The following is an 18442-nucleotide window of genomic DNA, read 5'->3' on the forward strand; positions in this document are numbered from 1 at the left end:
ATTGTTAATTATCACCTCCTTGTTCTTTATCTCTGAGTACTAAAGATAATTTTCCAATAAACAAAATATAACAAGTTAATAATCATCTGATTACAATAATTAAAAAAATACCACATAATATATAATTACAAACTAAAAAAGGGCAAATGAATCATTCGCCCTTATAATTATATAATTTATTAACAATTGACCATTAATCATTAACTACAATGTCTTTATTTACATTTCTGCTACCTACAAGGGCGTAGTATAGGATATACAAAAGGCCTATAATAACCACCCAATAGCTTTGTACATAGCCAAAGAGGTCAGCTATATAGCTCTGAAGAGTGGAGAGTATACCTCCTCCACAGACCATGACCATAAAGATACCAGAGGCAGCAGCTGTATACTTGCCTAACCCCTCAGTTGCCAAGTTAAAAATACCACCCCACATCACTGAGGTACAAAGTCCACAGAGGGTTAAGAACATGACACTTGCAGGAACTTCAGCCAGTCCAAAGGAAATATTTTTGTTGAAAACTGGCATATTCACCACTACATCTGTAGGTAAGAAGATAGCCAATAATACAAACAATAAGCCTAAGGAAGCGACAAAAGAAAGCATCACCTTGCTAGAGAACTTAGCCCCTAAAGCCCCCCCTACAAATCGGCCAACAAACATCAAGAACCAGTAAGTACCGACTACAGAACCTGCCGTTGTCGCATCGATTCCTAAGCCACCTTTGTCAACCTGAGCTGTCATGAAATAGTTCTCCACCCCTGGAATCCCTACTTCTACCCCTACATAGACAAAGATAGCAATAATACCAAATACAAAATGTCTGAAAGACAAGGCACTATGAGATTCTTTTGCCTTATTTTCTACTTTTTTTACAATATGGGGTTCTGGGATTTTCATCAAGGATAGTACGATAAAGACCAAGGCAAAGGTTCCCATGGCTAAGTATAAGGCAGGATTGGCCTTGTCTATAGAGGCTTTTTCTATATTCTCTCCTATGAGATAGCCTACAAAAACAGGGACAATAGTCCCCCCCATAGAGTTGAGCGCCCCTCCAAACTGTAATAATTGATTGCCTCGCTTACCTTCGCCTCCTAAAGTATTAAGCATAGGATTGACCACTACATTGAGCATACACATAGAAAAACCTGCAACAAAGGCTCCTATGAGGTAGACTGCATAACTCTCCATTGCACCCGATAGGAAGATGATACACACCCCTACAAATCCTACTATTACAGCTGTCAGGGCAGTCTTCTTATAGCCCTTTCGTTGTAACATTTGCCCTGCAGGAATTCCCATGAAGGCATAAGCAATAAAGTTGGCCAAGGTTCCCAATTGTGCTTGAAAATTGCTCGCCATAAATTGGCTCTTTATAATCACTCCCATAGGACTTTGCAAATTAGTCACAAAGGCTATCATAAAGAATAGGGCAAACATCATCAGAATAGGTAACAGATAATTTTTGTTTTCTTGATTTTGTTCCATCTCTGCTAAAATTTTTATTATAGCGACAAAGTTAAAAAATTATTTTATCATATCAAAGAAAAATTTTGCTTTTTTTAAGGATAATACTGCCATAAAAGTAAAAAATATAGGATAGGAATACACTCTACCAAAAGCCCACTATAGAAGGGAGATTGCTCCTCACGAGCAAAGAGAAGAAATAAAAGAGTAATACAAGCTATCCCTATTTGTATCAGTCGTAATGGAAGGGAAGTATGATAAAAGGAAAGTAGAAGATAACATAGCATAGTGATTATCCCTATAATTTTAGTCTTTCTCACTCCTAAGACTGTAGGAAATGTGTGCAGATAAGCACGATCCTCTATCCTATCACGAATATCGAAAGGGAGAATCAGTACACATATCCATAGAAAATATTGCAAGGAAAGCAGCCATACTTGCCAAGAGAAAAAGGATATAGCACTCTCTGACAAAGGCAGAAAAACCGCAGATAGTACCCAACAGAAGGCAACAATAGCTATTTTGAGAAAGGGAATACTCCTAAGATTTTGACTAAGAAAAGGAGCATTGTATAGGATACTCAACACCCCAGAGAGGAATAGTAGTATCTTCCCCTGTAAGTTGAGCAAAAAGAAACAATACCCCACTATAAGAACACAGCTCCACCATAAGGGATCCCGATACTTGAAGATGCCTTCCTTAGCAAAAGAATAAGACAAGATAGCCCCTGCCCATAAAGATAACAAATAAGGATAGGCTATTGGTTGATGAAAAATATAAAAGGTAGAAAGAGCTAAAGCTGTTACTGCAGAAGCTACAATAATATTTTCTCTGATAAAAAAGTGTAAAATAGTATAGAGTGTGGCTCTCATGGGGTTACCACCTCTATATTTACTTGTAGATTTCCTTTGTTAGGATTATCTGTAATATCCATAAAGGCTTTACGAGAGAGGTCTAACTCTTTTCCTTTGGTAAAGGGGCCTCGGTCGTTGACTTTTACCACTACTGATTTCCCGTTGGCCACATTGGTCACTTTCAGATAAGTACCAAAAGGATAGGTACGATGTGCTGCTGTGAGTTTGTTGTTGCTGAACACCTCTCCACTGGCAGTCTTACGTCCATTGAATTTGTTGTGATAATAGGAAGCTACTCCTGTAGTTGCCATAGTAGAGACTGTAGAAGAAGCCTCCGCTACTGATTTGTCTTTTTCAGATGTTGTTTTTTTCTTTTTGACAGCCATTTTGCTATTTTTATGAGTTGCTTTTCGCTGTTGTGTCATTTTAGAACTATGGCAACTCACCAAAAGAAAGAAACAACATAGCTTTAGGATAGAAGAAAGTTTCATAAGGAATATAATTTAATTGGTTATTCTTGCATATATAAGTCGATAAGTCCTTCAGGGGTTTCCACTATGATCTTTTTCTCTTTGCGATTGACCTCTTTGAGGAAGTTGTCATGTAGGGGAATAAGGATTTCCTTACCCTCATGCATTATTTCAAAAAGAGGTTGAGAGGAATTATCATTGATATGAGTGATGGTACCTATAGCCCCATAATTCACATCAAACACTTGAAAACCAATCACCTCATGATAATAGAACTTATTTCCTGTAAGCTTAGGCAAAAGGGTTAAGGGCAGGAATAAGTGATGCTTTAGGAGCGCCTCAGCATCGCGCTCAGTATCGACCTCCTCGAACTTGATACGTAGTAGGTCGGACTTATGCAGATTACATTTTTCTATGAAAAAAGGAACCAGTTCCTTGCCTAGTTCGACAAAGACTGATTCCATATTTTCAAATAAGGAAAGATCATCCGTGTCGGTCTTGACAAGGACTTCCCCCTTGAAGCTGAATTTGGAGACAATTGTTCCTACAAAGAAGCAATCTTCCCTCCTCATTAAGCTTCTGTTTCGTTAGCGGTTTCTTCAGAAGAAGATTCAGCAGGAGCTTCTGGAGCTTGAGCTTTAGCAGCAATAGCCTCTTTGCGTTTTTGGCTATAAGCTTGTTCTGCTTTTACGCTTTCTTGTTTGGCCGATGCTTTACCTTTTTGAAGAGCATCTTTCTTTTGGCTGATTTTTTGCTCTTTTTCACTAAGCCAAGCAGCGAATTTCGCATCGGCTTGTTCTTGAGTAAGGGCACCTTTCTTCACCCCTCCTTGCAAGTGGTATTTTAGCAATACTCCTTTGTAAGAAAGGATACGACGTGCTGTCTCAGTAGGTTGTGCACCGAAGTGAAGCCACTTAACAGCTTCATCAATATCAATCTCTATCTGAGCAGGGTTAGTGTTAGGATTATAAGTTCCTATCTTTTGGAGGAACTTACCATCGCGGGGAGCTCGCACATCAGCAGCTACTACCCAATAAAAAGGTTTACCCTTTTTACCATGTCTTTGTAATCTAATTTTTACAGGCATATTAAGACAATTAATGAGGTTCTCGACCTCTGTTATGTAATTTGGGCGCAAAAGTACTATTTTTTCTTCTGACAAACAAACTTTTTTAAAAAAATAATAACCCTCCCCTATTCGTTTGATAATCAAAATAGTAAATGCTTTTGTGAGATTTATTCTAAAAAAGGATGGATATTTCTTGTTATTTCCAAATAAATTAAATATCTTTGCGCTCAAAATAATGCGCTTTTTTTAAATAAAAAATATGGCTCAATACAAAGGTAAAATAGCACAGGTAATCGGTCCTGTGGTAGATGTTATGTTTCCTTCTGAAAAGGAAATGCCTAAAATTTATGATTCATTAGAGATTGTAGGTAAGGACGGACACACCTTGGTTCTGGAAGTACAATCTCACATAGGAGAAGATACTGTTCGTGCTATCTCAATGGATGCTACAGAAGGACTTAGCCGAGGTATGGAAGTAACGGCTACTGGTCGCCCTATCCAAATGCCTATCGGACATGATGTCTTTGGTCGCTTGTTCAATGTCATCGGTGATGGAATCGATGGGTTAGGCAACTTGCCTAAGGAAGGACAACATGGGCTCCCTATCCACCGCAAAGCTCCTAAGTTCGAGGACTTATCCACTGTAACAGAAGTACTTTTTACAGGTATTAAGGTAATTGACCTTATTGAGCCTTATGCAAAAGGAGGAAAAATTGGACTTTTTGGAGGTGCTGGAGTTGGAAAAACAGTACTTATCCAAGAACTTATCAATAACATTGCTAAAGGGCACGGAGGTCTCTCTGTATTTGCTGGTGTAGGTGAGCGTACTCGTGAGGGAAATGACCTTATGAGAGAAATGCTTGAGTCTGGTATCATTAAGTATGGAGAAGAGTTCATGCACTCTATGGAAGAAGGAGGTTGGGACTTGAGTAAAGTAGACAGAGAAGCTCTCAAGGAATCCAAAGCGACCTTTGTATTTGGACAGATGAACGAACCCCCTGGAGCTCGTGCTCGTGTAGCCCTTTCTGGGCTTACCATTGCCGAATATTTCCGTGATGGTGCTGGCGATGGAGAAGGAAAAGATGTACTTTTCTTCGTGGACAATATATTCCGCTTTACCCAAGCGGGGTCTGAGGTATCTGCTCTATTAGGGCGTATGCCTTCAGCAGTAGGATACCAACCTACTTTGGCTACTGAGATGGGGGCTATGCAAGAACGTATTACCTCTACCAAGAAAGGGTCTATCACCTCTGTACAAGCGGTATATGTACCTGCCGATGACCTTACTGACCCTGCCCCTGCGACTACTTTTGCGCACCTTGATGCCACCACAGTACTCTCTCGTAAAATTGCAGAGCTTGGGATCTACCCTGCTGTAGACCCATTGGATTCTACCTCTCGTATCCTTACTCCTGAAATCCTTGGAAAAGAACACTATGAGTGTGCACAGCGAGTAAAAGAGTTGCTTCAACACTACAAAGAACTACAAGATATTATTGCTATCCTAGGTATGGAGGAACTCTCCGAAGAGGACAAGCTCGCCGTAGCCCGCGCACGTAGGGTACAGCGCTTCCTCTCTCAGCCTTTCCACGTAGCAGAACAGTTCACCGGTATCCCCGGGGTATTTGTAGATATCAAGGATACAATCCGCGGGTTCAATATGATTCTCGATGGTGAGTTGGATCACCTCCCTGAAGCTGCTTTCAACCTCAAAGGAACTATCGAAGAAGTAATAGAAGCTGGTGAGAAAATGCTTGCTGAAGCACAAAACTAAGATATTATGGTATTAGAAATAGTAACTCCAGAAGCTGTGCTTTATAAGGGAAAGGTGAGTGTTGTTACGCTCCCTGGTGCTAAGGGCTCTTTCCAGATATTGGAAAACCACGCTCCTATCGTCTCCCTCTTGGAAAAAGGCACTCTTTCTTTCAGGGAAAGTGAAGCTCCTACTATCTGTGTGCAAGAACGCTTTGCTCAAGAAAAAGGAGAATACACCCTACCTATAGAAGAAGGGGTAGTAGAACAACAAGAAAACAAAATAATAGTACTTGCTCAATAGTTTATAAAGTTTAATTAGCTAAGTTAAAATGTAGGGGTCGAGTTTCTCTCGCCCCTACATTGTATTTTATGAATCATTTCTTTATCTCTTTCATTAAAATATTCACATGGGAAAAGACAAAAAACCTCTTTTGATAGAAAATGTTACCATAACCGATGCAGGTGCTAAAGGAAAAAGCATCGCACATGCCCCTGATGGTCGGGTTATATTTGTAGATAATGCGGTGCCTGAGGATATTGTTGATATATTGGTGACCAAGAAAAAAAAGGCTTTCTATGAAGGGACAGCTGTGAAGTTCCACCAAGAATCTCCACTGAGAGTAGTCCCCGTATGTGAGCACTTCACCTATTGTGGAGGGTGCCAATGGCAACATATGAACTACCAAAGTCAGCTCCACTACAAGCAAAAAGAGGTAGAGAACAATCTTAAGCGATTGGGAGGAATAATCCCTGAGGAGATCTTGCCTATTGTAGGTTGTAACAAACCTTATTTTTATCGCAATAAGATAGAATTTTCCTTTAGTGAGACACGTTGGCTTACCCCTGAGGAGATTACGAGCAAAGAGGAAATCGCAGACCGTCAGGGTCTCGGATTCCATATCGCTGGCGCTTGGGACAAGGTCTTGGACATTCGTAAGTGCCATCTGCAGGAAGATCCTTCCAATGCCATTCGCAATAAGATTCGAGAATATGCACTCTCACATGACTATTCTTTCTACAATCCTCGCAGCCACTCAGGGTGGCTACGTACTATGATGATTCGTATTTCCTCCATAGGGGAGATAATGCTCGTGATACAGTTCTTAGAGGAGAGAAAAGAGCCTCGGGAACAGCTACTTAACTATCTCCTATCGGAATTTCCTACCCTTACCTCGTTACAATATATCATCAATAATAAACCCAATGATACAATCTATGACCAAGAGGTTATCTGCTATCATGGGAGGGACTTTATCTATGAAGAAATGGAGGGATTGTGCTTTAAGATCAATGCTAAATCTTTCTTTCAGACCAACTCAACTCAGGCTTACGAACTCTACAAAGTAGTCAGAGACTTTGCCGCCCTCACAGGAGAGGAATTGGTATACGATCTCTATACAGGGACAGGTACTATTGCACAGTTTGTCGCTAAAAAAGCTAAAAAAGTCATAGGAGTAGAAGCAGTACCTGAAGCCATTGCTGATGCTAAGGAAAATGCTCAAAACAACCAAATAAGCAATGTAGATTTTTTTGTAGGAGATATGAAAAATGTCTTCAATGAAGAGTTTATCACCACTCATGGACTTCCTGATGTAATCATCACCGACCCACCTCGCGATGGTATGCATAAGGATGTAGTAGCTCAGATACTCCGTATAGCTCCCAAGAGGGTTGTCTATGTAAGTTGTAATAGCGCTACCCAAGCCCGAGACTTAGCCTTGCTACAAGAGAAGTATAAGGTGGTCAGAATATGTCCGGTAGATATGTTCCCCCAGACCTATCACATCGAAAATATAGCCCTATTGGAGGCAAAGTAGTCATAGTATTTGTCCTCCTTTTGGGTCTTTATAGCTCATTTTTGATAGATAGCAGGGTCTGCTTAACCTTTTTAAGTTTTTCGATAATTTCTATAGTGGAGAGCAGCTCTTTGGGTTTTTCCTTGAGCTTTAGCTTAGCTCCTTCTAAGGTATGTCCCTGCTCTTCTACCAGATGATATATCTGGCGAATATTTTCTATGTCTTTGTCTGTATATCGGCGTGTCCCTTTGGGGCTTTTCTTAGGAGAGAGTATTTCAAACTCTTTCTCCCAAAAGCGTATTTTTGAAGTATTCACGCCAAAGATATCAGCAACTTCCCCTATAGAATAATAGAGTTTTTTATAAGGAGTTGGCATTAGTCTAACGATTGGTTTCCTTGAGAAGATTTCTTGAGCATCTCTGCATATTCTTCTGCTGATAAGCTTCCATAATAGAAGTTGATAGGATTGAGGTGCTCCCCATTCTTCTTCACTTCATAATGCAAGTGAGGAGCCTCCGAACGCCCAGTGCTGCCTACATAGCCGATTACATCCCCTCGCTTTACTTTCTGTCCAGGACGGACATTATATTGGCTTAGGTGTCCATAAAGTGTCTCATAGCCATATCCATGATCTATGCGAATATGTTCTCCATATCCAGAAGAGTTGCTATCTGCTCTGGTTACCACTCCATCCCCTGTAGCATAGACAGCTGTTCCTGTAGGAGCAGAAAAGTCCATGCCATAATGGAATTTTCTTACTTTAGTAAATGGATCTGTACGAAATCCATAACCAGAAGCCATACGCTTAAGATCCTTGTTTTGCACAGGCTGAATGGCAGGTAAGGCCTGTAGTAATTTTTCTTTTTCTTTGGCCAGAGCCGCAATATCATCCAAGGATTTGGACTGTACAGCCAGCTCTTTTTGAAGTGTTTCCAATCGCTTGGTCATATCAATTAGCATGGATGAATTGCTGAATTTTTCTAGATATTCATATCGATTGACCCCTCCAAAACCACTCTTTCTCTGTGCATCAGGGATAGGAGTCATCTCAAAATAAGTACGATAAAGCGTATTATCACGATCAGCTATACGATCTAGCACCTCTTCTGCTTGTTGCATTTTTTTGTTCAAAATGGCAAATTGTGTCTCATTCTCCTTAAGTTCTCTCCTGAGAGAAAGCTCTTTAGGGGTCTGCATAAAGTTGATATTGTAGAGGATTAGAACTATAATCAGCGCAAAGAGAAAAGAGGAAAGAAGAAAGAAAAATAAGTACTTGAGGCGCCTTTTCCTATTATTAATTTGTTTGAAGGACAGCGTCTCAGAATCGTAATAATATTTAATCTTTGCCATACTTATTTCTTTATATTAGTTCTGTTACGGAGGCAAAAATACAATTTTTGTATTAAAGAAAAAAGCTTTTTATGATTTTTTACTTTTATTCATATTCTTCTCTATTACCCAAACGCTCTCTAAACAAGACATGTTATTGCTCTTTATGCTACTTTTATGTACAAATCTACCTGTACAGTTAGAAACATTAAATCCCTTGTCAGAAAACCCTTTCACAGATAATAGTATTAGGCAAGATTGCTCCTATATTGCTTTTTACACTTTCTTTAGTTCCTTATATTCATATAGTTATCTTTGTCTTTTATACTACAACATATTCTCCAAAAACCCCTTGGAGAAAGTTATTAGCTCTAAATAAGTAAATGTTTTTATAAAGTCTTGATTTATTCATTTATTTCCCAAGGAAAATAACTATCATAACTCAAAAAGTGCAATTCAAAGCCACCTGCTACAATATGATATTGAATTCCTTTATTAACCCCTTCTGCAGAAAAAGTGAATAAATCCCCAACTCCATTATGATTGTCAAGAAATCTGTTTTTATAGTTCTCATTCATTTTCTTCTTGAGCTGTAAATACTATTGGATTTTCTGAAGTTAAATCTAATTCCCACATAGTAGGCATATCTATATAGCAGACTTTTTTCAATATTATTTCCACTTGTTTGCCAAAAGAAGCATCCTTAGTTCCAAATAGTATTATCTCCTCTTCGTTAAAATCTACCATATAAATATCAAGCCAAAGAAATTTTTTCAGAATAATATTTGCTTCTGCAATCTTGTTAGTTCTAATCATCTCTCAAATGTATTCATTAAAAATGTTTTTATAAAGTTTCCCTTAATATCCTACGCAAGTAAGAACCTATCTTTTCAACTATTATTGGGGAATTTTTCCAAACAAACAGTTCAATATGAACTTCATATTCCATTCTTATTTTTAGGCAATGTTTCAAAAAGTTTATCTTCTATCCTTTTGGGAAAGACAAACTACTCCTCCCCTTTTCAGTAAATATGAGCTTGAGACTTGTTTTTATACTTCATTTTATTGAAGATACTCACTAAAAAACACCTCCAACTTATCAAACGGAAATACTCCAGCTTGATTGTCGTAAAAATCGGTGTGGCGGGCATTAGGGACAATCAGCAGTTCTTTTTTCTCGCTCCCAATTAACTTGTAGGCATCTTCGCTCATATAGCGCGAATGAGCATTTTCTCCTGCAATCATAAGAGTTGGTACCTCAATTTCATTAGCATAGGACAGTAGCGGGAAATTCATAAATGAAAGCAGCGTAGTGGCTGTCCAAACGTGATTAGAAACTGAACGCTCGTGGAAACCTCGTGGTGTTTTGTAAAACTCAATATAATCATTTAAGAATTGAGGCACTTTATCGGAAGGAGCATCCGGCATAGGATAACCTGGGGAAGGAGTTCCCGTCTCAGCATCCGTCCAACGGATAGCATTGAGTGAACGCTTCATTTCCAGACGCATTTCAGGCGTATTGGCATCAAAATAGCCTTTGCTGAATACGCGTGACATATCGTACATTACCATTGTGGCAACAGCCTTAATACGTGTATCGATAGCTGTAGCATTCAGGGCAAAGCCTCCCCAACCGCAAATACCGATGATTCCTATTTTTTCTCTATCTACAAAAGGTTGAATTCCTAAGCAATCTACTGCTGCTGAAAAGTCTTCTGTATTGATATCGGGTGATGCTACATTACGAGGTTCTCCACCACTCTCTCCAGTATAGGAGGGGTCGAAAGCTAAGGTTACAAAGCCTCTTTCAGCCATCGTCTGTGCGTAAAATCCTGAGGTTTGTTCTTTTACAGCTCCAAATCCGCCGCAAACAGCAAGGGCAGCGAGCTTCTTATCTTCGCTGTTTTTCGGGAAGTACAAGTCACCAATAAGGGTGATACCATAGCGGTTTTTGAATGACACTTTTTTGTGTTCAACTTTATCGCTTTTAGGGAAAATCTTATCCCAAGAAGCAGCATTTACAGGGTTTTCAGTGTTTTTGTTCATATTGCTAATATTTTAGTTTATACGATTTATTCATTATGAAAGAAGACACTCTTTACTTTTTCGTATTCTCCTTAGATACAAGCCTATAGCCAAGTATATCAATGTTGGGATGAGGCCAAAAAGAGGGGATACTAAAAGTGTTTTATCAGGTAAAATAATAGTAAATCCTTCTGAAATGAGAGGATTAAGGGCGTCTTTCATTGAGTGCATCAAAACTACCAATAAGAGTGAACGCGAGAGAAAGAAAATTTCGGTGTACATTATTGTCCAAACAGCAATGACCACAAGGCTCACCAAAACAAATAACTCTTTGCTATAAGGGAAAAAGGTTGCCTGATAAGCATCGTCTAAGAATATAAGATTGTATGGCAGGTGCCATATTTGACAGACGAATGCCACCACTACATAAATCACCCATTCGTTTTTGGTGAGTTGTTCCATTTTTACAGTGAGATAACCTCGAAAAGCCGTCTCTTCTAAGATATTTTTGATAAAAATGGGTAAGAAAGCAGTAGCAAAAACAGGGAGATAGGCGGCAAGACTAAACTTACTCACATCTACCCAACCTAATAGCTTGCCAACAAACATTGTTATACCAATAACCACGGGATAGACTGCAATAACAAAGATATACCAACGACTGTTTTGCTTGAAACGAGGTTTTAAAGGGAAATCTTTCCAACCATCGCCACCGAAAAGGCGGAGCAAAATCATACACACAATAGGAGAAGCAATAAAAATCCCTGATCCCAAAGACTCTAAATTAGAAGGTTCGCCAAGTAACTGGTTTACCCCAACGCCTATCCATCCGCAAGAGATGGCTACCAAGCTAAATAGGATTACATTCCGAAGTGTTTTTTTATTGGTTCTCATATTAAGGCAGATTTATTTTAATATTTCTAAAATTTTATCTTCGTCGTAAACAAGCATACCCACTGCGACCAATGAAGCGATACCATGTGCCAACATCCAACCTTTAGCAATGTCATTCTTCAGCTCTTGATCAGATATGTCTTGACATTCCTCGCTATTTTTCATTATTTCTACCACCCGCTCACTTTCGGGAAAAATGTCAGTAAGTTTTACATTGGTAACATTATCCATATAAAAAGCCTTGAATAGGGCGGGCTCGGTGTGTGCCATCCGTACGTATCCAAGTCCTAAATCCAAAAGAGTATTGCCTGTTTTTGAGTAACTAAGCATTACATTTTGAAGGAAAGCTAGTGCTTTTTTGCAGATTTCGGCTTTGAGATCCTCCATATTTTTATAGCACCAATAAATGGGCTGAGTGGAGCAACCTATTTGCTTAGCAATATTTCGGGCAGAAAGCACTGCAAAACCTTCCTTTCGTACCATCTCAAAAGCTGTTTCTATAATTATTTCTTGAGTTATTGTTGTAGGTTTCGGCATATATTTCTTTATATAACAATTGTAATATAACACCTGTTATTTTCGAGGCAAAAGTAGTACATTTTTTTGAATCAACAAAATATTTAAACAGAAAATAGAAAAACTACCTGTCAAACTAGCAAATACAACTTGTTTTATAGGAGATTTAGCATTTATCTACAATACAAAAATCTACACCATCACCTTCTATATAAAGGTTTACAATACAAGCGTTCTTATTTTGCAATTTGAGTTTAAAAGCCTTTATCTTATCCCCGATAATTTCATCAACCGAGAAAACACCTTCATTAACTAATTTACATTGTTTATCCAACAAAGAAATAAGCGCTTCGGGAATGTTATACGTATTAGTAATCTCCCCTACAAAATGTTGATATTGTATCCCCTTAGCCTGATACGTTCTATGCCAATGATAGGTGATTTTCCAAAAAGGAGTATTGTGTCTATCGGTAATAAGGTCTATCAAATTCATATCACTAACTTTTTAAAATCTCCCGTAAAGTATTAAAAACTTTCAAAGAAAAATCATTTTCATCAATGGCTTCTGGAAGCACTAAGTAATAGTAATATACCTTTGAAAAAACACAATAAAAATCATTGTAAAAACTATCATAAGGCTCCTGCTCAAACTCAAAGTATTTTGCCCCACAGTTTAGATTAGTTTCCTTTAGTTCCAAACAAAAACAACCTTCTCCATTGATAAGAGTGTTATAACCTTTCTCGTCGTGTAGAGTAAGCATCTTTTTATTCTTCCAAAAGAAATAACCTCTGTGGTCATATTCTTCTTGATTGAAATATTCCCATTGATACCCTATACTCTTAGCAAAATCCAACATTTTTTGTACGACTATCTCTATTGGTTTGTCCGAATAAAAGGGGTAAAACGCTCCTGTAAATTCCATAAAACTACCATTTTAAAAATTTATTGAGTTATACTCTCTACTCTTCCTCTGCTGCCCAATCATAAAAACTGCTTTTGCGCAATTGGGCTTCATACTGCTGAATGGTTTTTAATATTTGGTTATATTGTTTGTTCAGCTATAATTAGTTCTTTTATTTGAGTAGTAGGGCATTCTCCTTCTAAAAATAGCACTCCTGTACACCCTAAATCTATAAAATCAATAGAACGACCATATATTTCTATTTGTTTTAGGGTGAAATTTACCTCTACCAAAGTGTTATTGTCTTTTTTGCAAAGATTGAAAACCTCTCTTTTGTGAATAATATCCCCTGCAATCACTCTTCCTGCTACTGAAAATGTATTTTCATTAGTGTTTAAAAGCTTTTCTACTTGAAATATTTTATTCATAACATCAGTATTGTCAAAAGAAAAAGAATATCCCTGTTTTGTATTCTATAGCTTTATGAAGCATTACTAAAAATTCCTGCCCAATAGGTAGTTTGCTTATGGTATTAGCTTCTGTAACTTCATAGGCTTTTTGTAGCGCTTCTATCCCTATAATATCCTCCCATTCATAGTCATCAATAAGTTTATCTAATTCGTAATTAAGTTCGTGAAATAGGTGCGAGTTCCAAAGCTGTTGAAACTCTTCTTCTGTTAAGTTCCAATCTGTAAAGCCTTCTTCCGAATTCACATCGTTGATAAACTTATCCATTGCCTCCACACTTGTGAATGTTGATATTGTTTTAGAACTATGACTCATTGTTATCTATTTTAGGCAAAGATACTCTTTTTTTATTTTCTACTCTTCCTCTGCTGCCCAATCGTAAAAACCGCTTTCTCGCAATTGGGCTTCATACTGCTCAATAGTTTGTTCATCATAGTTTTCTCTTTGGATGAACTTTTCCTTTCCAAAATAAATATCCATTGGGTTCAGTCCATAGAGTTGAGCGATGAGAGTTGCTAAGTTCATACCAGAATAATGCTTGTGAAGCACATAAATCATTAGCCTAAAATCTGTTTCCTCTATTTTCGGAAAAGCCTTTTTGATAAACTGGAGTGATTTCTCAAACCACACTTTCTCTGGGGTTACTACCTTATTCAGCCAGTCGGTATACCACATTTCAAAGGTGAGTTTTTCTCCTTTTTCATTAAACTCAGGCGACAGTCCACCATAATCCTGACGACTATCGAGCCATATATAGCCTTTTTCCTTACCATTCACCACCAAAAGATAAGAAGCTCCGTGCCCTATATGGCATATTTGCAAGCAACCACTGATGCGCTTTGTATCCATATAGGCTTCCAGCTGCTCTTGGGTAGGGCGTTCACCACCGTCCCAATCAATACTATTAAGCCATTCTTCTTCATTCCAATGCTCGGTGTAAGGGAAAGGCATAGAGAGGTCTATAGTCCGGTCTTTCCACATCAAATCTTCCGTTGCTTCTTTAAGGGAACGCAATCCGTAATCGGGCCCCACACAGCCATTGGCGATTTGGGTAATGAAAGTACGATAATCGGCAGGGAAAGTGATGCGATTCTCTTTCTCTATTTTGGCTACTTTTGCTTCTTCCAATACGGGGTTCATATATACTTCTCTGTGTTTTTTTAGCTGAGGAAGTTCCAAAAGTATTTGCAATTTCTTTTTAATTTCTTCTATATTCATATATGTTGAATTCTGCGAATAGTGCACGCTGTTTTTTCTTTATCCTGCCATTACAGACTCTATAAAAACCAATTTTTGATTTTTCCATTTGAATCTCCAATAAGTAGCACTTTCTATAACTTCGTATTCACCAATATCGTATGCTCCTTTGATTTGATCTTCAGATACTTTTTCAGAGTAGCCATCTTCAAAACACACAATCTCAACCTCGCTACCCTCTATAGATATATAATATTTGTTGGTGCCTCTAAAATTATCAACCTTTACACTATAATACCCCTGATTTTTAATCCAATGAATATCATCTATATCTATTTTAGCAATGGTTTTACTAAAATGCTCATTATAGTTGTCTGTAGGAATAGGACTATGCTCTCTCTGTACTTCTGCTTTTAAACTTCGCAATGCTTCTATGAGTTTTTCTCTATCAGCTTTTAGTATTGCTGTGCGTTCTTGAAATAACTTTACATTCTGCTCTTCCACTACGTTGAGTTTCACCTTACTATTGTCACTTACAGGCTTATACCACGGTTTTTCATTAAAGTAATTGCTTATTTCATAGTCTTTAAACTTATAGCCTTTGCGAGCGTAGAGGTCATTGGTGAGGAAGCGTAATTCATCAATGCTCAATTTGCTGATTTGTTGTTCCTTAATCACTTGGGAGGCACAAGTGGCGCAATCTTTTAGCTGTGCCGTAGCGCTTAATGAGAACAACACTATTGATAAGAAGTATAAGTGTTTCATTGTAAAGTAATTTTTTCGCAAATATACTGATTTTATTTTATCTTCCCACAATTGACTGATAAATAACATCACTAAGACCTTGAGGATTTTCCCAAGCCATAGAATGACCTGCATTAGGAATTACCCTTACCTGAATATGTTCTGTTTGTAGTCTTTCCCAATCGGGGTCAGGCAAAGATTGTTCTCCAAAAATGAAGACTTTAGTAGTAGGAAGCTTATAAAGTATCTCCCTCCATGTAGGGAATTGCCCCTCTACTAAGGAAAGAGACTCCTTGAAAATAGCTGTTGGGTTTGTCAGAGAAAGACTTTTTGCCCACAATCTATTATTGTTTTGAATATTCTCTCTAATAAGCTCTTCATGTCCAAATTTTATAAAATCCTCGTAGGAATAGTTTGCTATCTTTTTGGAAAAAAATCCTCCTCCATTGTCCAAATTGGCTTCACTTAGGAGCAATAACTTTACTTTTTTGTCCAATTTTTCAGCTAATTTTATAGCTATTGCTCCTCCCATACTATGTCCGTAGATAACCAATTCCTCTAACTGTAGGTTTTCTACAAAGCTTTTTAGCAGGGAGGCATGACTTTCTATAGTATAAGGGAAATCATCACTATAATCACTAAATCCTGAACCTAATAGGTCTGGAATAATCCTGCGATGTGCCTGAATACTCCCTGAAGCAACAGTGAGATAATCCATAGAACCACAACACCCTAAACCATGTATAAAGAGGATAGGGATAAGACTGCCTGACAAATCGTGATAACGCAGCTGTCCAAAGTTTGTTTGATATACTTGCATACACTTATATTTTTGTCAAATAATTAAAAGCTTTTCTACTTGAAATATTTTATTCATAACATCAGTATTGTCAAAAGAAAAAGAATATCACTTTTTCTCTTTATCCTGCTAAAATAAACCTTACAAATACCAATTTTTGCTTATCCCAGCGGAACTCCCAACCTATATTGCTTTCCATAACCTCAAACTCATTTGTGTCATAGACTCCCTTAATCTTATCTTCTGATACTTTTTTAGAATGCCCATTTTCATCACACTGAATTGTCACTTTATTACCTTCAATCCATATAAAATATCGATTTGTCTCCTTAAAATCATCAATTTCTGCACTATAATACCCTTGATTTTTAATCCAGTGAATGTTATCTATATCTATCTTAGTAATCACTTTATTAAAATATTCTTCTCCATTATTTTTTAAAATAGAAATATTTCCTTTTTGAGCTTCTGCTTTTAAACTTCGCAATGCTTCTATGAGTTTTTCTCTATCAGCTTTTAGTATTGCTGTGCGTTCTTGAAATAGCTTTACATTCTGTTCCTCCACTGCGTTGAGTTTCACTTTACTATTGTCACTTACAGGCTTATACCACGGTTTTTCATTAAAGTAATTGCTTATTTCATAGTCTTTAAACTTATAGCCTTTGCGAGCGTAGAGGTCGTTAGTAAGGAAGCGCAATTCATCTATGCTTAATTTGCTAATTTTTTGTTCCTTAACCACTTGAGTTGCACAAGTAGCACAATCTTTTAGCTGTGCCATTGCGCTTAATGAGAATAACGCTATTGATAAAAAGTATAAATATTTCATATAGTCTCTAAACAGATTTGTTTTCTTTCTTGGTGCCACTTCTTAGCAATATATATCCCAAAGCCCCTGCAAGTATAGAGGCCGTTAGAATAGCAAATTTGGCTGCATCTTGTAATTCATGTTCCTTAAAGGAAAGCAAGGAGATAAAGATAGACATGGTAAAGCCTATCCCTCCCAATAGCCCTACGCCTATCATGTGTATCCAACGACTGGCATGTGGTAAGGTGCTTATCTTCAGCTTAACGGCTATAAAGGAGAAAAGGTTGATCCCTACGAGTTTGCCCAAGATAAGCCCTAAAACAACTCCTACTCCCAAAGAAGAGGATAATCCCTCTATCATACCTGACTTATAGGTGATATTGGTATTAGCCAAGGCAAAAACGGGCATAATGATATAGCCTACAGGGATTTGTAGGGCATGTTCCAGCTTTTCTAAAGGAGATTTTTTACCTTTTTCCGCATTAGCAGGCATAGTAAAGGCCAAAATAACCCCTGCTATAGTAGCATGTATTCCTGAATGGTGCATACAATACCACAAGAGTACTCCTAAGAGCAAGTAAAATACGATTTTTCTCACCTTAAGATAGTTCAACAAACATAATACGGCTATGATTCCCCCACTATAGAGCAGGTAACTCCAGTGAATCGCATCGGTATAGAAGAGGGCAATCACCACAATAGCTCCCAAGTCATCTACTATGGACAAGGCTACTAAAAAGACCTTAATCGCTATAGGCACCCCCCTGCCCAACATAGAGATGACTGCCAAGGAAAAGGCAATATCTGTAGCCATAGGAATCGCCCAGCCCTTGCTATAAGGTGTCCCATAATTCAGTAAGGAAAAGATAACCGCAGGCACGATCATCCCCCCTATAGCAGCTACTATCGGGAGGGAAGCACTCCTGATATCCGAGAGTTCGCCCTTGAGGATCTCCCGCTTGATCTCCAATCCTAGCAATAGGAAGAAGATAGCCATCAGGGCATCATTAATCCACATACTGATCGAATAAGGCCCTACCTCTTGGTCTAAGAGTGCCTGAAAACTTTCCGCCATAGGGGAATTGGCGATTGTCAAAGAAAGTACTACACAGAGGATCAACAACACCCCTGAGGATTGATTCTTAAGGAAGAATTCTTTTAAAATTGTAATTAGCTTCATGATAATTAATCTTTTATTATAATTTGATATTTAAATATTTATAATTGGGGAATCTGTGATTTATACTTAGTTTTACAATACTGAATTGTGCCAATAGTGGCACGCTTTAATAACAAAAAGAGACTATCCTTATCGGGGTAGTCTCTTTGGTATATTAGAGTTCTCTGAGAC

The 18442-nt window shown here is 38.0% G+C and carries 24 protein-coding genes; 3 read left to right on the forward strand and 21 right to left on the reverse strand.

Annotated features, from left to right (window positions below; all coding sequences use genetic code 11):
• Positions 1-193: 193 nt before the first annotated feature.
• The 5 genes from CGC50_RS02430 to CGC50_RS02450 form a co-directional block, all read right to left on the reverse strand.
• The gene (locus CGC50_RS02430) at positions 194-1489 is read right to left on the reverse strand and encodes an MFS transporter (RefSeq protein WP_002668413.1); all 1296 of its coding nucleotides are present in this window, start codon (positions 1487-1489) and stop codon (positions 194-196) included.
• Positions 1490-1563: 74 nt separating this feature from the next.
• Complete coding sequence (locus CGC50_RS02435) at positions 1564-2340, reverse strand: UbiA family prenyltransferase (protein ID WP_095909531.1); 777 nt, start codon at positions 2338-2340, stop codon at positions 1564-1566.
• Positions 2337-2813: a septal ring lytic transglycosylase RlpA family protein gene (locus CGC50_RS02440; RefSeq protein ID WP_095909532.1), complete on the reverse strand. Its 477-nt coding sequence runs from the start codon at positions 2811-2813 to the stop codon at positions 2337-2339. Before CGC50_RS02440 ends, CGC50_RS02435 begins: the two co-directional genes overlap by 4 nt.
• Positions 2814-2833: 20 nt before the next feature.
• The gene (gene rimM, locus CGC50_RS02445) at positions 2834-3364 is read right to left on the reverse strand and encodes a ribosome maturation factor RimM (RefSeq protein ID WP_095909533.1); all 531 of its coding nucleotides are present in this window, start codon (positions 3362-3364) and stop codon (positions 2834-2836) included.
• Positions 3364-3879, reverse strand: coding sequence for a 30S ribosomal protein S16 (locus CGC50_RS02450; RefSeq protein ID WP_095909534.1), 516 nt, complete (start codon positions 3877-3879; stop codon positions 3364-3366). Before CGC50_RS02450 ends, rimM begins: the two co-directional genes overlap by 1 nt.
• Before the next feature lie 241 nt (positions 3880-4120).
• On the opposite strand from CGC50_RS02450, the gene atpD reads away from it, so the two are divergent.
• From atpD to rlmD, 3 genes are all read left to right on the forward strand, one after another.
• Positions 4121-5635, forward strand: a complete 1515-nt coding sequence (gene atpD, locus CGC50_RS02455) for a F0F1 ATP synthase subunit beta (RefSeq protein WP_002667929.1) — start codon at positions 4121-4123, stop codon at positions 5633-5635.
• 6 nt (positions 5636-5641) lie between these two features.
• Positions 5642-5917: a FoF1 ATP synthase subunit delta/epsilon gene (locus CGC50_RS02460; RefSeq protein ID WP_002668077.1), complete on the forward strand. Its 276-nt coding sequence runs from the start codon at positions 5642-5644 to the stop codon at positions 5915-5917.
• A 106-nt stretch (positions 5918-6023) separates the two neighbouring features.
• Complete coding sequence (gene rlmD / locus CGC50_RS02465) at positions 6024-7433, forward strand: 23S rRNA (uracil(1939)-C(5))-methyltransferase RlmD (protein WP_095909535.1); 1410 nt, start codon at positions 6024-6026, stop codon at positions 7431-7433.
• Between the two features lie 28 nt (positions 7434-7461).
• On the opposite strand, the gene CGC50_RS02470 is transcribed toward rlmD, so the two are convergent.
• The 16 genes from CGC50_RS02470 to nhaA all read right to left on the reverse strand — a co-directional run bounded on the left by CGC50_RS02470 (position 7462) and on the right by nhaA (position 18271).
• Positions 7462-7788 (reverse strand): MerR family transcriptional regulator, encoded by a 327-nt coding sequence (locus CGC50_RS02470; RefSeq protein ID WP_002668391.1) that lies wholly within the window; start codon positions 7786-7788, stop codon positions 7462-7464.
• The gene (locus tag CGC50_RS02475) at positions 7788-8762 is read right to left on the reverse strand and encodes a peptidoglycan DD-metalloendopeptidase family protein (protein WP_002668184.1); all 975 of its coding nucleotides are present in this window, start codon (positions 8760-8762) and stop codon (positions 7788-7790) included. The genes CGC50_RS02470 and CGC50_RS02475 overlap by 1 nt, the downstream gene beginning before the upstream one ends.
• Positions 8763-9145: 383 nt before the next feature.
• Entirely contained in the window at positions 9146-9319 is a 174-nt protein-coding gene (locus CGC50_RS14030; RefSeq protein ID WP_232781169.1) for a hypothetical protein, read from the reverse strand.
• Positions 9312-9557 (reverse strand): hypothetical protein, encoded by a 246-nt coding sequence (locus tag CGC50_RS14035; RefSeq protein ID WP_232781171.1) that lies wholly within the window; start codon positions 9555-9557, stop codon positions 9312-9314. The genes CGC50_RS14030 and CGC50_RS14035 overlap by 8 nt, the downstream gene beginning before the upstream one ends.
• 246 nt (positions 9558-9803) lie before the next feature.
• Positions 9804-10787: an alpha/beta hydrolase gene (locus CGC50_RS02485; RefSeq protein WP_095909536.1), complete on the reverse strand. Its 984-nt coding sequence runs from the start codon at positions 10785-10787 to the stop codon at positions 9804-9806.
• A gap of 33 nt (positions 10788-10820) precedes the next feature.
• Positions 10821-11660, reverse strand: coding sequence for a CPBP family glutamic-type intramembrane protease (locus CGC50_RS02490; RefSeq protein WP_095909537.1), 840 nt, complete (start codon positions 11658-11660; stop codon positions 10821-10823).
• A gap of 12 nt (positions 11661-11672) precedes the next feature.
• Positions 11673-12197, reverse strand: coding sequence for a TetR/AcrR family transcriptional regulator (locus tag CGC50_RS02495; protein ID WP_095911263.1), 525 nt, complete (start codon positions 12195-12197; stop codon positions 11673-11675).
• Between the two features lie 145 nt (positions 12198-12342).
• Positions 12343-12669 (reverse strand): hypothetical protein, encoded by a 327-nt coding sequence (locus tag CGC50_RS02500; RefSeq protein ID WP_095909538.1) that lies wholly within the window; start codon positions 12667-12669, stop codon positions 12343-12345.
• Between the two features lie 4 nt (positions 12670-12673).
• The gene (locus tag CGC50_RS02505; RefSeq protein ID WP_095909539.1) at positions 12674-13099 is read right to left on the reverse strand and encodes a hypothetical protein; all 426 of its coding nucleotides are present in this window, start codon (positions 13097-13099) and stop codon (positions 12674-12676) included.
• 119 nt (positions 13100-13218) lie between these two features.
• Complete coding sequence (locus tag CGC50_RS02510) at positions 13219-13506, reverse strand: hypothetical protein (protein ID WP_095909540.1); 288 nt, start codon at positions 13504-13506, stop codon at positions 13219-13221.
• 13 nt (positions 13507-13519) lie between these two features.
• Positions 13520-13861 carry a hypothetical protein gene (locus tag CGC50_RS02515; protein WP_095909541.1) on the reverse strand — a complete coding sequence of 114 codons (342 nt, stop codon included), beginning with the start codon at positions 13859-13861 and terminating at the stop codon, positions 13520-13522.
• Between the two features lie 39 nt (positions 13862-13900).
• Positions 13901-14764, reverse strand: coding sequence for an SMI1/KNR4 family protein (locus tag CGC50_RS02520; protein WP_095909542.1), 864 nt, complete (start codon positions 14762-14764; stop codon positions 13901-13903).
• Between the two features lie 39 nt (positions 14765-14803).
• Positions 14804-15508: a YARHG domain-containing protein gene (locus CGC50_RS02525; RefSeq protein ID WP_095909543.1), complete on the reverse strand. Its 705-nt coding sequence runs from the start codon at positions 15506-15508 to the stop codon at positions 14804-14806.
• A gap of 37 nt (positions 15509-15545) precedes the next feature.
• Positions 15546-16307: an alpha/beta fold hydrolase gene (locus CGC50_RS02530; RefSeq protein WP_095909544.1), complete on the reverse strand. Its 762-nt coding sequence runs from the start codon at positions 16305-16307 to the stop codon at positions 15546-15548.
• Positions 16308-16407: 100 nt separating this feature from the next.
• Complete coding sequence (locus CGC50_RS02535; RefSeq protein ID WP_095911264.1) at positions 16408-17112, reverse strand: YARHG domain-containing protein; 705 nt, start codon at positions 17110-17112, stop codon at positions 16408-16410.
• A 7-nt stretch (positions 17113-17119) separates the two neighbouring features.
• Positions 17120-18271 (reverse strand): Na+/H+ antiporter NhaA, encoded by a 1152-nt coding sequence (gene nhaA / locus CGC50_RS02540; RefSeq protein ID WP_002668075.1) that lies wholly within the window; start codon positions 18269-18271, stop codon positions 17120-17122.
• Positions 18272-18442: the final 171 nt, after the last annotated feature.

The organism is Capnocytophaga gingivalis (assembly GCF_002302415.1).
Lineage (GTDB): Bacteria > Bacteroidota > Bacteroidia > Flavobacteriales > Flavobacteriaceae > Capnocytophaga > Capnocytophaga gingivalis.

Bases quoted from the DNA above. Each gene is read 5' to 3' on its own strand.
- CGC50_RS02475 (WP_002668184.1), bottom strand. From the start codon at position 8,762: ATGGCAAAGATTAAATATTATTACGATTCTGAGACGCTGTCCTTCAAA.
- rimM (WP_095909533.1), bottom strand. From the start codon at position 3,364: ATGAGGAGGGAAGATTGCTTCTTTGTAGGAACAATTGTCTCCAAATTC.
- CGC50_RS02485 (WP_095909536.1), bottom strand. From the start codon at position 10,787: ATGAACAAAAACACTGAAAACCCTGTAAATGCTGCTTCTTGGGATAAG.
- atpD (WP_002667929.1), top strand. From the start codon at position 4,121: ATGGCTCAATACAAAGGTAAAATAGCACAGGTAATCGGTCCTGTGGTA.
- CGC50_RS02510 (WP_095909540.1), bottom strand. From the start codon at position 13,506: ATGAATAAAATATTTCAAGTAGAAAAGCTTTTAAACACTAATGAAAAT.
- CGC50_RS14030 (WP_232781169.1), bottom strand. From the start codon at position 9,319: ATGAATGAGAACTATAAAAACAGATTTCTTGACAATCATAATGGAGTT.
- CGC50_RS02460 (WP_002668077.1), top strand. From the start codon at position 5,642: ATGGTATTAGAAATAGTAACTCCAGAAGCTGTGCTTTATAAGGGAAAG.
- CGC50_RS02525 (WP_095909543.1), bottom strand. From the start codon at position 15,508: ATGAAACACTTATACTTCTTATCAATAGTGTTGTTCTCATTAAGCGCT.
- CGC50_RS02515 (WP_095909541.1), bottom strand. From the start codon at position 13,861: ATGAGTCATAGTTCTAAAACAATATCAACATTCACAAGTGTGGAGGCA.
- CGC50_RS02450 (WP_095909534.1), bottom strand. From the start codon at position 3,879: ATGCCTGTAAAAATTAGATTACAAAGACATGGTAAAAAGGGTAAACCT.
- CGC50_RS14035 (WP_232781171.1), bottom strand. From the start codon at position 9,557: ATGATTAGAACTAACAAGATTGCAGAAGCAAATATTATTCTGAAAAAA.
- CGC50_RS02435 (WP_095909531.1), bottom strand. From the start codon at position 2,340: ATGAGAGCCACACTCTATACTATTTTACACTTTTTTATCAGAGAAAAT.
- CGC50_RS02505 (WP_095909539.1), bottom strand. From the start codon at position 13,099: ATGGAATTTACAGGAGCGTTTTACCCCTTTTATTCGGACAAACCAATA.
- CGC50_RS02520 (WP_095909542.1), bottom strand. From the start codon at position 14,764: ATGAATATAGAAGAAATTAAAAAGAAATTGCAAATACTTTTGGAACTT.
- rlmD (WP_095909535.1), top strand. From the start codon at position 6,024: ATGGGAAAAGACAAAAAACCTCTTTTGATAGAAAATGTTACCATAACC.
- CGC50_RS02430 (WP_002668413.1), bottom strand. From the start codon at position 1,489: ATGGAACAAAATCAAGAAAACAAAAATTATCTGTTACCTATTCTGATG.
- CGC50_RS02535 (WP_095911264.1), bottom strand. From the start codon at position 17,112: ATGAAATATTTATACTTTTTATCAATAGCGTTATTCTCATTAAGCGCA.
- nhaA (WP_002668075.1), bottom strand. From the start codon at position 18,271: ATGAAGCTAATTACAATTTTAAAAGAATTCTTCCTTAAGAATCAATCC.
- CGC50_RS02440 (WP_095909532.1), bottom strand. From the start codon at position 2,813: ATGAAACTTTCTTCTATCCTAAAGCTATGTTGTTTCTTTCTTTTGGTG.
- CGC50_RS02495 (WP_095911263.1), bottom strand. From the start codon at position 12,197: ATGCCGAAACCTACAACAATAACTCAAGAAATAATTATAGAAACAGCT.
- CGC50_RS02470 (WP_002668391.1), bottom strand. From the start codon at position 7,788: ATGCCAACTCCTTATAAAAAACTCTATTATTCTATAGGGGAAGTTGCT.
- CGC50_RS02490 (WP_095909537.1), bottom strand. From the start codon at position 11,660: ATGAGAACCAATAAAAAAACACTTCGGAATGTAATCCTATTTAGCTTG.
- CGC50_RS02530 (WP_095909544.1), bottom strand. From the start codon at position 16,307: ATGCAAGTATATCAAACAAACTTTGGACAGCTGCGTTATCACGATTTG.
- CGC50_RS02500 (WP_095909538.1), bottom strand. From the start codon at position 12,669: ATGAATTTGATAGACCTTATTACCGATAGACACAATACTCCTTTTTGG.